11 protein-coding genes are annotated in these 13,111 nt (G+C 52.5%); 9 read left to right on the top strand and 2 right to left on the bottom strand.

Features of this window, described 5'->3' with window-relative positions:
- Positions 1-38 precede the first annotated feature (38 nt).
- The 7 genes from argC to argH all read left to right on the top strand — a co-directional run bounded on the left by argC (position 39) and on the right by argH (position 8,236).
- Positions 39-1,088 (top strand): N-acetyl-gamma-glutamyl-phosphate reductase, encoded by a 1,050-nt coding sequence (gene argC / locus PJDR2_RS28900; RefSeq protein WP_015847285.1) that lies wholly within the window; start codon positions 39-41, stop codon positions 1,086-1,088.
- A gap of 92 nt (positions 1,089-1,180) precedes the next feature.
- Entirely contained in the window at positions 1,181-2,425 is a 1,245-nt protein-coding gene (gene argJ, locus PJDR2_RS28895) for a bifunctional ornithine acetyltransferase/N-acetylglutamate synthase (protein ID WP_015847284.1), read from the top strand.
- Positions 2,426-2,454: 29 nt separating this feature from the next.
- Positions 2,455-3,243: an acetylglutamate kinase gene (gene argB / locus PJDR2_RS28890; RefSeq protein ID WP_015847283.1), complete on the top strand. Its 789-nt coding sequence runs from the start codon at positions 2,455-2,457 to the stop codon at positions 3,241-3,243.
- Positions 3,244-3,262: 19 nt separating this feature from the next.
- A complete protein-coding gene (locus tag PJDR2_RS28885; protein ID WP_015847282.1) occupies positions 3,263-4,462 on the top strand; it encodes an acetylornithine transaminase in 1,200 nt (399 codons plus the stop codon).
- 40 nt (positions 4,463-4,502) lie between these two features.
- Entirely contained in the window at positions 4,503-5,459 is a 957-nt protein-coding gene (gene argF / locus PJDR2_RS28880; RefSeq protein ID WP_015847281.1) for an ornithine carbamoyltransferase, read from the top strand.
- Positions 5,460-5,504: 45 nt separating this feature from the next.
- Positions 5,505-6,740, top strand: coding sequence for an argininosuccinate synthase (locus PJDR2_RS28875; RefSeq protein ID WP_015847280.1), 1,236 nt, complete (start codon positions 5,505-5,507; stop codon positions 6,738-6,740).
- 80 nt (positions 6,741-6,820) lie between these two features.
- A complete protein-coding gene (argH, locus tag PJDR2_RS28870; protein ID WP_015847279.1) occupies positions 6,821-8,236 on the top strand; it encodes an argininosuccinate lyase in 1,416 nt (471 codons plus the stop codon).
- 310 nt (positions 8,237-8,546) lie between these two features.
- Here argH and PJDR2_RS28865 read toward each other — a convergent pair whose 3' ends face one another.
- Together PJDR2_RS28865 and PJDR2_RS28860 are read right to left on the bottom strand one after the other, a co-directional pair.
- The gene (locus PJDR2_RS28865) at positions 8,547-9,218 is read right to left on the bottom strand and encodes a hypothetical protein (RefSeq protein ID WP_015847278.1); all 672 of its coding nucleotides are present in this window, start codon (positions 9,216-9,218) and stop codon (positions 8,547-8,549) included.
- A gap of 492 nt (positions 9,219-9,710) precedes the next feature.
- Positions 9,711-11,141: a VanW family protein gene (locus PJDR2_RS28860; protein WP_015847277.1), complete on the bottom strand. Its 1,431-nt coding sequence runs from the start codon at positions 11,139-11,141 to the stop codon at positions 9,711-9,713.
- Between the two features lie 367 nt (positions 11,142-11,508).
- On the opposite strand from PJDR2_RS28860, the gene ftsE reads away from it, so the two are divergent.
- Together ftsE and ftsX are read left to right on the top strand one after the other, a co-directional pair.
- Entirely contained in the window at positions 11,509-12,195 is a 687-nt protein-coding gene (ftsE, locus tag PJDR2_RS28855) for a cell division ATP-binding protein FtsE (protein ID WP_041614746.1), read from the top strand.
- The gene (gene ftsX, locus PJDR2_RS28850) at positions 12,185-13,102 is read left to right on the top strand and encodes a permease-like cell division protein FtsX (RefSeq protein WP_015847275.1); all 918 of its coding nucleotides are present in this window, start codon (positions 12,185-12,187) and stop codon (positions 13,100-13,102) included. Before ftsE ends, ftsX begins: the two co-directional genes overlap by 11 nt.
- Positions 13,103-13,111 lie beyond the last annotated feature (9 nt).

Raw genomic sequence — 13,111 nt, 5'->3', positions numbered from 1 at the left:
TGCTTCGGGTTCAACTTATTTCAAGGGAGAGAACGTGTATGAGCGAGAAATTGAAGGTTGCGATCGTTGGCTCTACCGGCTATGGCGGTATTGAGCTTATTCGTTTGTTGGCTAGCCACCCGTTGGTGGAGATTACGTCGGTTATTTCCTCGTCCAGCGCGGGGATGCCGATTGCGGAATGGTTCCCGCATTTGACGGACATTCAGACGGCTTTGCTTGATGACGTGGATCCGCAAGGGATCAAAGCGAAGGCTGACGTCGTCTTTACGGCAACTCCGGCAGGAGTTGCGGCTAAGCTTGCTCCGCAGCTGCTGGATGCAGGCCTGAAGGTTATTGACCTGTCCGGCGATTTCCGTCTGCAGGATACGGCTGTATACGAGGAATGGTATAAAAAAACACCGGCGGATGAGCACTACCTGAAGCAGGCTCTTTATGCTCTCCCTGAGATTAACGGCGACAAAGTGCAAGGTGCTTCGTTTATTTCCAACCCGGGCTGTTTCGTAACGTCCGCGCTGCTTGGTCTTGTTCCTGCCGTGAAGGCAGGCTGGATTGATCCGGCGACGATTATTATCGATTCGAAATCGGGCGTGTCCGGCGCAGGCCGCGGCGCAAGCCTTGGCACGCATTACTCCGAGCTGAACGAGAACTTCAAAGCATACAAGGTAAATCAGCATCAGCATGTCCCTGAAATCGAGATGGTGCTGTCGGAAGCAGCTGGCCAGGAGGTAGTGACAACGTTCACGCCGCATCTAGTGCCAATGACGAGAGGGATCCTGTCGACCATGTACGCTACGGTGAAGGGCGAGCATAACGCCGCTGATTTTATTGAACTCTATAAGCAATCCTATGAAGGCCGCCAATTCGTCCGTATCCGCAAGGAAGGCGTTCTGCCGCAGACGAAGGAAGTTTGGGGCTCCAATTATTGCGATATTGCTTTTAACTACGATGCGAGAACGGGCCGCATTACGATTATTTCGGTCATTGATAACCTTGTTAAAGGCGCGTCGGGACAAGCGATTCAGAACCTCAACCTGATGATGGGCTGGGATGAAGGCCTTGGTCTGCAGTTCGTGCCGGTATATCCGTGATCTTGAAAACATTGCAGTAAGAATATTCTTTATACTTATAAAGTTTTAAATGGAGCAATTATTCGTACAAGGTGAAGGAGAAACGAGGAGAAATGGGACAGGTGCAACAAGCTAAAGCGCTGTATTCGGTCGTCTCGGACGGATCGATTACGACTCCTAAAGGATTCAGAGCCGGTGGTCTCCACTGCGGCCTGAAGAAGACAACCCGCCATGATCTTGGCGCAATCGTATGCGAAGTACCGGCGGCATCCGCTGGCGTCTATACCACTAACGTGTTCCAGGCTGCGCCAATCAAGGTGACGCGCGAGAGCATTGAATCGGATGGCTTCCTGCGCGCCGTTATCGTGAACAGCGGCAATGCCAACGCTGTAACGGGCAAGCAAGGCGAAGACGATGCTTACGAGATGCGTTCGCGCTTTGCCGAGTCTATTGGCGTGTCTGCAGATCAGGTTGCGGTCGCTTCGACGGGCGTTATCGGCGAGAATCTGAAGATGGATAAGGTACGTGCGGGTATCGACGCGCTTCCAGCCAAGCTGGAGAATGACCGCGATGCAGCGGACGGCTTCTGTCAAGCGATCCTGACCACGGACCTTGTGCAAAAAATGGTATGCGTCTCGGTTGAGATCGACGGCCAGACGGTACATATTGCCGGCGCGGCCAAAGGCTCCGGCATGATTCATCCGAACATGGCTACTATGCTTGGCTTTGTGACTACGGATGCGGCAATCGGAAGCGTTGCGCTTCAAACGCTGCTTCGCGAAGCGACAAACTATACGTTTAATATGATTACGGTTGACGGCGATACAAGCACCAACGATATGCTGGTAGCCATGGCGAGCGGTCTTGCCGGCAACAGCGAACTGACTTCGGAGCATGAAGGCTGGGCGGCTTTCTCGGCAGGTCTTCGTTATGTATGCGAAGTGCTGGCAAAAGCGATTGCCCGCGACGGAGAAGGCGCAACAAAGTTGGTTGAAGTGCAAGTGCACGGCGCTGTGAACGACGAAGCTGCTAATGCGATTGCGAAGACGGTTATCGGCTCCTCCCTGGTGAAGTCCGCGGTATTTGGCGCTGACGCGAACTGGGGCCGGATTATTGCCGCGGTGGGCCGCGCTGGCCAGCCGGTGAACCCGGATACGGTAGACGTGCGCATCGGCGATATCGTGACTCTCGAAGGCTCCCGTCCGGTTGCTTTTGACGAAGATGCGGCACTCGAATACTTGAAGGGCGATACGGTAGTGATCCGCGTCGACCTGCATATGGACAATGGCACGGCAACGGCTTGGGGCTGTGACCTGACTTACGATTATGTCCGCATTAACGCGGCATACCGTACGTAACGCTAGGGCAGAGGAGAACGGATTAACTTATGGCACAACGTTTTGTAATGAAATGCGGCGGCAGCACGCTGGCGGCGCTTCCCGATTCCTTCTTCGGCGAGCTGCGTGAGCTTCAGCAGTCCGGCGTTCATCCGGTTATCGTCCATGGCGGCGGTCCGGCGATCTCCGAGACGCTGACGAAGCTTGGTATTGAGACGGAATTCGTAAACGGCCTGCGCAAGACCAATGACGCTGTACTCGACGTTGTCGAGATGGTGCTTGCGGGCCGAATCAATAAAGAAATTGTCCGCAAAATCCAGACAAACGGCGCGAAAGCGCTAGGCCTCTCCGGTGTAGACGGTTTGCTGATCCAAGCAAAGCCGGTAGCTAACACCGCGGAAATCGGTTTTGTCGGGGATGTAACGGATGTGAATGCGGAAGTGATTGAAGGCGTAATGGCTATGGGCTATATGCCGGTTATCGCTCCGATTGGGATTGATGCAAGCGGTCAGCGCTACAACATCAATGCGGATACGGCGGCAGGCGCCGTTGCTTCCCGTCTTGGCGCTCCGCAGATGATCGTCGTGACGGACGTACCGGGCATAATGCGTACGGTAGACGGCGAGAAGAAGGTACTGCCTTCCGTTACCGTAGCCGAGATCGAAGAGATGATTGCAAGCGGCGAGATTTACGGCGGCATGATTCCGAAGGTGCGCGCGGCGGTGCAATGCATTCAAGGACGCGTTCGCGAGGTTGTTATTGTCAGCGGCGAAGAGCCGGGTGTTCTTAGCCGGGCCGTGCGAGAAGGCGGCGTAGGCACAAGAATCGTACAGGAGTAGAGAAAGGCGGTTATAGTCGATGAGCGAAACGAAAGTAGCGGCAGCGCCCGAGCAATCCTTGCTGCCAACGTATGCGAGATATCCAATCGCGCTTGTGAAGGGCGAAGGAAGCTGGCTTTGGGATGATCAAGGCAATAAATACCTCGATTTCATGAGCGGTATTGCCGTAACCAACCTTGGCCATGCGCCTCAAAAAGTAAAAGAAGCGTTGATGAAGCAGCTGGATGAGCTGTGGCATGTGTCCAACCTGTTCCGCATTCCGAATCAGGAAGAGGCAGCGCATCTGATCACTTCGAACAGCAGCGGCGATGCCGTCTTCTTCTGCAACTCCGGCGCGGAGGCGAATGAAGCAGCGATCAAGCTGGCTCGCCGCTACCAGCAGAAGGTGCTGAACAACGGAAGGTACGAAATTATTACGTTTGAATCCTCCTTCCACGGCCGTACGCTGGCAACCTTGACAGCTACCGGACAAGAGAAGGTGAAGGAAGGCTTTGCGCCTTTGCCGGAAGGTTTCAAATATATCCCTTATAACGATATCGAAGCTTTAAAAGCGGCGATCTCCGATAAAACAGCGGCAGTTATGCTCGAATTGATCCAAGCGGAAGGCGGTATCTTCCCGGCGAATCAGGCGTTTGTAGACGACTTGGTGAAGCTGTGCGAAGAGAACGGAATTCTGGTCATCATCGACGAGATCCAGACCGGTATGGGCCGTACGGGCAAATTGTTCGCATATGAGCATTACGGCATAGAGCCGGATATTTTCACGCTGGCAAAAGGTCTCGGAAGCGGGTTCCCGGTTGGCGCGGCGGTTGCGAAGGAAAAGCTTCGCGAAGCTTTTGGCCCGGGCAGCCACGGCTCTACCTTTGGCGGTACGCCGATTGCGACGGCAGCGGTAAAAGCAACGGTGGAGACGATTGTAGGCGAGAACCTGCCGCAGCGTGCGGCTGAGATGGGTGCTTATCTGATGGATGAGCTGAAGAAGGAACTCGCGGGCAATTCGTTCGTGAAGGAAGTTCGCGGCCAAGGTCTGATCGTTGGAATCGAATGCGCGGAACCGATTGGATCCGTTTTGACGGCGGCGCAAGAGCAAGGTTTGCTCGTCATCTCCGCAGGACCAAACGTTGTGCGTCTTCTGCCTAACCTTCTGGTGACGAAGGAAGAGATCGATCAGGCTGTGGCAACACTAAAGCAATTGCTGGCTAACGCGGTTAAAGCCTAAGGGCTAGAAATTGAAATATAGGTTTTAGGAGGGTTACGCAATGGTAGATACAGTAAAGGAAGATTTGGCGGCAAGCCTAAAAGGCCGGGATTTTCTTATGCTTCTGGATTACACGCCGGAAGAAATCAGGTACCTGATCGATCTTGCGATCGATTTGAAGAAGAAGCAGAAGGCTGGCGAGGTATATCAACCGCTGAAGGGCAAAACTTTGGGCATGATTTTTGAAAAATCGTCCACCCGTACCCGCGTATCGTTCGAGGTTGGCATCTACCAGCTGGGCGGCCAAGGGCTGTTCCTGAGCGGTAATGACCTGCAAATCGGCCGCGGCGAGCCGATTCTGGATACGGCGCAAGTGCTGTCTCGTTACCTTGACGGCATCATGATCCGTACGTTTGCTCACCGCAACGTGGTTGAGCTGGCGCGCGGAGCAACAATCCCGGTTATTAACGGCCTTACGGATCTGTCTCATCCATGCCAGGCGCTGGCGGATTACCAGACAATCCTCGAGCACAAAGGACGTCTTGAAGGGCTGAAGCTGGCTTACATCGGCGATGGCAACAATGTTGTTCACTCCCTGATGATGGGCGCTGCGAAGCTGGGCGTTGATATCTCCATCGCGACACCGGAAGGCTACGAGCCGGACGCGGATCTTCTGAAGCAATCGATCGACAACGCGAAGGAAACCGGCGCTCGCATTCACCTGTGCCGCGATCCGAAGGAAGCGATTGCCGATGCGGACGTGGTATACTCGGACGTTTGGGCGAGCATGGGTCAAGAGTCGGAGCAGAAGGATCGCGAGCTTGCTTTTGCCAACTTCCAGGTGAACGAAGCTTTGGCGAAATACGCGAAAAAGGATTACCTGTTCATGCACTGCCTGCCTGCACACCGCGGCGAGGAAGTAAGCGAAGGCGTTATCGACGGCCCTCATTCGATTATTTTCGACCAGGCGGAAAACCGTCTGCACGCGCAAAAAGCGATTATGGCAGCAATCATGTAGCATTGAAATAGTGTTTAATAACTTAAAGGGGTGCTAGGAGAAATTATGGCGAAGGAAAAAATTGTACTGGCCTATTCCGGCGGTCTGGATACGTCCATCATCTTGAAATGGTTGAAAGAAACTTACGATGCGGAGATCATTGCTTTTACGGCTGACATCGGTCAAAAAGAAGAGCTCGACGGCCTTGAGGCAAAAGCTCTGGCAACCGGAGCATCGAAGGTATACATCGATGACCTGCGCGCTGAGTTTGCAAGCGACTTTATTTTCCCAATGTTCCAAGCGGCAGCACTGTATGAAGGCCAATACCTGCTTGGTACATCCATTGCCCGTCCTCTGATCGCGAAGCGTATGGTTGAGATCGCCCGCGCGGAAGGCGCTACGATGATCGCGCACGGCGCAACAGGCAAAGGCAATGACCAAGTGCGTTTCGAGCTTGGCGTAGCCGCTCTTGCTCCGGACATCAAAGTTGTCGCGCCTTGGCGTGAAGAGCGCTTCCGGGAAGAGTTCCCTGGCCGCGCGGAAATGATCGCTTTTGCCGAGAAGCATGGCATTCCGGTAACCGCATCGGCTTCCAAGCCTTACTCGACGGACCGCAACCTGCTGCACATCAGCTTTGAGTCCGGCATGCTCGAGGATCCTTGGTTCGATCCAAGCGCAGAGTCCAACGAAGAGATGTACGTGCTGAGCGTATCCCCGGAGAGAGCTCCGGATCAAGCGGAATACGTAGAGCTTACTTTCGAAGCAGGCAACTGTATCGCGATCAACGGCGAACAGCTGAGTCCGCTGCAAGTGATGGATAAATTGAACGAACTAGGCGGCAAGCATGGCGTAGGCCGCGTGGACATGGTGGAAAACCGCTTCGTTGGCATGAAGAGCCGCGGCGTGTATGAGACGCCGGGCGGTACAATCCTGTTCACGGCACACCGCAAAATGGAATCCCTGACCATGGACCGCGAGGTTATGAACCTTCGCGACTCCCTGATCTCGAAATACGCGCAGCTCGTGTACAACGGCTTCTGGTTCGCGCCTGAGCGTCTTGCGCTTCAAACGCTTGTAGCCGAGTCGCAAAAGAACGTAACGGGCGTTGTCCGCCTGAAGCTGTACAAAGGTAATGTGATCGGCGCCGGCGTGAAGAGCCCGGTGAGCTTGTACAACCCGGATATCGCGACAATGGAAGCTGATCCATCCCAAGCGTACGATCAAGGCGACGCTACTGGCTTTATCCGCCTGAACGCTCTTCGTCTGAAAGTATCGTCCGGCGTAGAACAAAGCAAGAAATAATATAACCGAATATTCATCTAGGCCGTTATGTGCGATGCATCTAGCGGCCTTTATGGCAATTTCGGGAGGGAGTGTACCAAGTGAGCAAATTGTGGGGCGGACGGTTTACGAAAAAGACCGACCAATTGGTAGAGGAATATACGGCATCCATTATGTTCGATAAAGAGCTTGCCGAAGAGGATATCCAAGGCAGTCTGGCGCATGTAACGATGCTTGGCAAGCAAGGCATCTTGCCTGCGGACGACGTAGAGGCGATCAAGGACGGCCTGCACCGCGTGCTGCAGCGCATTAAACGCAATGATATCGAGTTCTCCATTTCCGATGAAGACATTCATATGAATATCGAAAAAACGCTGATCGACGATGTTGGCCCGGTAGGCGGCAAGCTTCACACCGGCCGCAGCCGTAACGACCAAGTAGCAACGGACATGCACTTGTACCTGCGCAAGCGCGTCGTTGAGTTCGTGGACATGCTGCATAAGCTGCAATCCGCGCTGATCGAGCAAGCGAAAGCCAACATCGATACCATCGTACCGGGCTACACGCATTTGCAGCGTGCGCAGCCGATTCTGTTCGCTCATCATCTGATGGCGTACGTTTCGATGTTTGGCCGCGATCTGGAGCGTCTGCAGGACAGCTACAAGCGCATCAACATGCTGCCGCTGGGCGCTGGCGCTTTGGCGGGAACAACGTTCCCGATCGACCGCCATTTCGTAGCTAGCCAACTGAAGTTCGACCGCGTATACGAGAACAGCCTGGATGCGGTAAGCGACCGCGACTTCATCCTTGAGTTCCTCTCCCACGCTTCTATTATTATGATGCACCTGTCGCGTCTGAGCGAAGAGCTGATCCTGTGGTCGAGCACGGAATTCCGCTTCGTTGAGCTGGATGACGCGTTCTGTACGGGCAGCAGCATTATGCCGCAGAAGAAGAATCCGGACGTTCCGGAACTTGTCCGCGGTAAAACAGGCCGTGTCTACGGCAACCTTGTCGGCCTCCTGACGGTACTCAAATCTCTGCCGCTTGCTTACAACAAGGATATGCAGGAAGACAAGGAAGGCATGTTTGATACGGTGAAAACGATGCAGGGCGCGCTTCAGCTGTTCGCTCCGATGATCGCGACAATGAAAGTGAACAAAGAGCAGATGCGCCAAGCCGTTAACCAGGACTTCTCGAACGCAACGGACATCGCCGACTTCCTCGTTGGCAAAGGCCTGCCGTTCCGTCAAGCGCATGAGGTAATCGGCAAGACGGTATTGTACTGCATCGAGCAGAACAAATACCTGCTTGACCTGACTTTGGAAGAGTTCAAGCAATTCTCGCAGCTGTTTGACGACCGCATCTACAACGTGCTTCAGCCGGAGCAAGTCGTAAATGCCCGCAACGTCTACGGCGGCACGGCGAAAGTACAGGTCGAGGCGGCAATCGCCCGCGCCGAGCAGGTGCTGGAGCAAACCGCTGCCTGGGTAACCGAGTACGCCGAGAAGAGCCGTTAATTCGCATTATAGTTAGCAAGCTCCTGACCCCGCCATCATGGCAGGGTCAGGAGCTTTTTTGGCGTCCGCGCCAAGTGCCCGCGCCCTCGTGAGGCGGTTACATTGGATTCACTCCAGTATAATTGGACCGGAAAGAATAGAGGGACACGCTACGTTGGATTGGCTCCAGTAAATTTCGTCTGAATGAGCTCTAATCGTCCAAATCAGCAGATTTAATTGTATAGAATCCAACGTAGCCCAAATTCCAGGCTAAAATGCCGCTATACGCTGTATGAAATCCAACGAAGAAAGTTTTTATCCATGACCCCTTCTACAACAAAGAACTAAGTGCTCTCTCAGTTATTTCATAACGCCTGATTTGCGTTCCGCTTATGATTGGCTTAAGTAATCCTTTGTTAGAGAGGGTCTGCAGCTTATTGCGAGCCGTCCGAAAATCAACCTGTAAATAGTCGATAATATCTTTAGGACGAATTGGTCTGCTTAGCTGAAAGGCATATCGCAATATTTCTTTTTCAAGTAATTGAACGGGATCGGGAGAAGGAGCGCTATGTATGAGACGTGGATTAATAATACCCTGGAGCAGCATTCTGCAAATCTCGGGTCGATTCTGAACATCATCAAAGGAAAAATGGATCATAGTCCAGCCCATTCCCTTTAAGAACGTATCCCGATTCAGCGAATAACTGAACTTCTCCCGATCCATATCTTTGACGTGGCTTTGAAAACCGTCGCATTCGATGCCGAATTTACCGTAAGGCGGAAGAAAAGCAAAGTCCAAGAATTGTGACTTCCGATTCCAATCGTACACCTCATATTCGGGATGCAGGTGCTCAAAGCTGCCGAACAACGGCCACCATACGTTTTGCAGAATCAGCTTCTCCGCAAAGTTATGTCCGCGTACCAAGCGTCCCTTTCTTTCACCGCCTCTCAATTCCAAATGTTTCGTAAGAAATTGCTGATGTGCTTCTTCAAATTCAATCATCCTTTCCCCTCCTTAAAACATAAAAAAACGCCCTCAGCCAAAAGGCTAAGGACGTTCTTCGTCTGCCAATAGTTTACCATATCATTTCCAATGTGAACAGTCGCCCCTCTATGGTAGTTCTTACGGTGGATTCACTCCATTAAAATAAGCAGAAAACGATGGCAGGATACTGCTACGCTGGATTCTCTACAGTAAAAGTAGCTAGAATAAGCCCGATTGGTCCTAAAAAGCAGTATTTTACTGTATCCAATCCAACGTAGCTTAATCCCCGATCGAAATCGACGCTCTATACAGTACGAATTCCAACGTAGCCCATAAGAGGGGCGATGCTAAGACCTAAGCGGGGACCAGCCCGTGGTCAAGGAAAAGCAGAGGCCAAGAGTAGAGGCTAAAGCCAGTTAAGGAGGCCAACAAACTCAGAACCAATGCCAGCAGCTAAGTCAAGGCAAAGGCCGAATGCAGCGCACGGCCATTCGGCCTTACCCAACCTAATCAAATCCCGTCCTCAACCGCGCCGCCCGAGCTTTGCGAACCGGAGGAACCGCCGGCGCCTGCGGCGACGTGAACTACGATTGGCTGCGCTCTGTACGTATCATGCGAGATTTTCTCGCGGGAGACCTGTTTGCCGTCTTTGTACATGGTGCGGTAGGTATCCACTACATAGCCGATTGAGCCGTTCTGAACGGTAACGCTTTGACCGGCGCCGAGCGATTTGTCCGTTACCTTTTGTACGGCAGGCTGCACCGTCTTGACGATGCTCGACTCAATGTCGTAGCGGATATTCTCCGGCATCGTGCCGAACAGCTTCACCGTCAGCTTGCGGTTCTCCACCACCGTGCGGATGATTAATTGCTTGCCGGTCGAGTTGCGGAAGCGGAAATCGATCGAACCGGATGCGAAAGTGGCGTCCTGGCCTTTCGGCAAATAAGCGACAGGAAGGGAGTGATTGCGCCGTTCTACGATATCAATCCCTGCCGTTCGGATAATCGCATTGTACAGCGTGCTGGATACCTGGCAGATCCCGCCTCCAATACCCGGCACAAGCTTGCCGTTCGAGATAACGGGCGCTTCCTTATAGCCGTATTCCTTTTCGGTCTTCGCGACAACGTCTCCGTAAGAGAACACTTCGCCGGGTTCGAGCACCCAATCGTTTAACGCCTTGGCTGTCGACGTTACGTTGAAGGCCCTGCCTTCGGCGCTTGTAGCAAAGTTGGTTGTAAACTCCATGATTTTGCGGTCGATGCCTTCATCCTTCAGCTTCTCAAGCGTGATCTCCGGATGAACGGTCTTTACGCCCAGCTGGACGGTCAGAACCTGCTCCGGCTGTCCGCCCAGCTGGCTGTCGGGCACGGTAATCCACGAAGCGACCTTTTCCTCGAGTGGAGCGACGTCGATCCGGTAAGCGTCGGTATGGGACGTATAGACGACCTCGTCATTGTCCGTTATTTTGCGCGTGGCATTTACAGGCTTATTGGAGTCAATCCAGTCGAACTCCGCGAGGACAAGCTTGTCAAAGACGGCCGGATCATAGCTTTGCTTCAGCTCAAAGGAAGTAGTGAAATGATAGCGGAATTTCGAACGGGTCCATACGTTTCCGGTACGAAGCTTTTTAAGCTCCTCCTTCACCCCGACGAACTCGGCGTTATAGCCGATCTCTGCTGCCTTCCACGTTTGGCTGCCTTCCGCTTTGGCTTCGGCATTTCCCTCGACGGTTACCGTTCGGCTCTCCAGCATCTGTTCGTATTGGTCCAGCTTTTTCAGCGCATCGTCAATGGACAGCCCCCCGATGTCTACTCCTCCGGCCGTAACCTTCTCGGGTACGGTATCCTGCCCGGAATAATAGGATAGGGCGCCGTAGCCGACAGATGCGACCAAGAGCAGCGCAAACACGATAATGACCCACAAGTGCAGCTTTTTCCACATGATAAGACCACCCTTTCCGTTCAAAAATGGCAATGTTTCATGTATATGCAGGAGTTGAAAGGTACTTGTCATTTACTCGTTATTGTTCATTTTCGCCAATAGACGACAAGCACTGCTTGTCGAAAAACAGGCATATTTCCAGGGAAATCAACGATCTAAACGTTTATGAGAATTGTGAAAAATGAGGAAATAAGACCCAATATGAAGGATTTCGTATATCCCTGTCGAATTAGTAAGGCCGAGGTGAAATGGCTTCCGCCGTTTTTAGGTGGCGGGGAATGTTTCATTCCGGAGAATTCTAAGCCCTATTTATAAGACGACAACTTAGAAATGCTTAGAATTTGATAAAAAACAGGATGTGATAATGTTGATAGAGATGCAAGACATATGGAAGACTTACACCGACGGTACTCACGCCCTGCGCGGCGTATCTGTTCGCATAGATCGCAATGAATTCGTTTACCTCGTCGGCCCGTCCGGCGCCGGCAAATCTACCTTCATGAAGCTGATCTACCGTGAGGAAGTGCCAACGAAAGGCCAAATCTCCGTCAACGGTTTCAATATTGGCAAGCTTAAACCTCGCAAAATCCCGTACGTTAGACGCAATATCGGCGTTATATTCCAAGATTTCCGGCTGCTTCCGAAGCTGACGGTCTACGAAAACGTAGCCTTTGCCATGGAAGTTATCGAAGCGCCGCGCCGCCTCATCAAGAAGCGGACGATGGAAGTGCTCGACCTGGTCGGACTTAAACATAAGCATTCCAGCCTGCCGGCCCAGTTGTCCGGCGGTGAGCAGCAACGTGTCGCTATTGCGCGCGCAATCGTTAATAATCCAACCGTTATCGTCGCGGATGAGCCGACCGGTAACCTTGATCCGGAGACCTCATGGGGCATTATGAATCTGCTCGAGGAAATTAACTTCCGCGGCGCAACAATCGTAATGGCTACTCACAACAAAGAAATCGTAAATACGATGCGCAAACGCGTCATCGCCATCGAGAACGGCAACATTGCCCGTGACGAAGCAAGAGGGGAGTACGGGTATGAGAATTAGTACGCTCCTCCGCCACTTCCGCGAAGGCTTCAAGAACATCATCCGCAACGGGTGGATGTCCTTCGCCTCGATCAGCTCAATCTTTTTCTCGCTGTTCCTGCTTGGCGTATTCGTCTTGTTGGCACTGAACATTAACAACATGACCTCGAATATCGAGAGCCAGGTGCAAATCCGCGTTTACCTGCAGACCGATATCGATCAGCAGAAGGCCAATGAGCTGGAGAACAAGATCCGCAAGCTCACCGACGTCAGCAAAGTCGAGTTTGTGTCCAAGGAAGAAGGACTTGAGCTGCTCCGCAAAAATCTCGGCAAAGACGGCGACGCTCTCTTGGACGGTTACGATAAGGACAGCAACCCGCTGCCGGATTCCTTTACCGTCGAGGTGTTTGACCCTCAGAACATAGCTGTCACGGCAAACGAGATTACGGCACTGAACAACAGTGATGAAACAAAGCCGATTACAAGCGTCAAATACGGCCAAGGCACAGTAGAGAAGATGTTCAAGATTACGAATGCGATCCGCAACATCGGTCTTATCATCGTTATTGGTTTAGGCGTAACCGCGATGTTCCTGATTTCCACAACGATCAAAATGACGATTCTGGCAAGACGGCGCGAGATTGGCATCATGAAGCTGGTAGGGGCGACGAATTCGTTCATCCGCTGGCCCTTCTTTGTAGAAGGCGCCTTGATTGGGATTGTGGCTTCGGGCATTACAACGCTTGTTGTTCTGCTTGCCTACTCCAAGCTAGTTAGCATGAATGAAATGGAATTGGGACTGCTGATGATCAAGCTTATTCCGATAGAGGAATGCGGATGGAAAATCACTGTCCTGCTTATGGGTCTCGGTACCTTGCTTGGCGTCTGGGGAAGTGTTTTATCCGTACGAAAATATTTGAAAGTGTAGGTGACCGCG

Source organism: Paenibacillus sp. JDR-2, from assembly GCF_000023585.1.
In the GTDB taxonomy this organism is placed as follows: Bacteria; Bacillota; Bacilli; order Paenibacillales; family Paenibacillaceae; genus Pristimantibacillus.
This window is presented reverse-complemented; position numbering and strand designations above follow the sequence as displayed.

Coding starts and splice junctions, on each gene's coding strand:
- argC (WP_015847285.1), top strand. CDS start 39: ATGAGCGAGAAATTGAAGGTTGCGATCGTTGGCTCTACCGGCTATGGC.
- argJ (WP_015847284.1), top strand. CDS start 1,181: ATGGGACAGGTGCAACAAGCTAAAGCGCTGTATTCGGTCGTCTCGGAC.
- argB (WP_015847283.1), top strand. CDS start 2,455: ATGGCACAACGTTTTGTAATGAAATGCGGCGGCAGCACGCTGGCGGCG.
- PJDR2_RS28885 (WP_015847282.1), top strand. CDS start 3,263: ATGAGCGAAACGAAAGTAGCGGCAGCGCCCGAGCAATCCTTGCTGCCA.
- argF (WP_015847281.1), top strand. CDS start 4,503: ATGGTAGATACAGTAAAGGAAGATTTGGCGGCAAGCCTAAAAGGCCGG.
- PJDR2_RS28875 (WP_015847280.1), top strand. CDS start 5,505: ATGGCGAAGGAAAAAATTGTACTGGCCTATTCCGGCGGTCTGGATACG.
- PJDR2_RS28865 (WP_015847278.1), bottom strand. CDS start 9,218: ATGATTGAATTTGAAGAAGCACATCAGCAATTTCTTACGAAACATTTG.
- PJDR2_RS28860 (WP_015847277.1), bottom strand. CDS start 11,141: ATGTGGAAAAAGCTGCACTTGTGGGTCATTATCGTGTTTGCGCTGCTC.
- ftsX (WP_015847275.1), top strand. CDS start 12,185: ATGAGAATTAGTACGCTCCTCCGCCACTTCCGCGAAGGCTTCAAGAAC.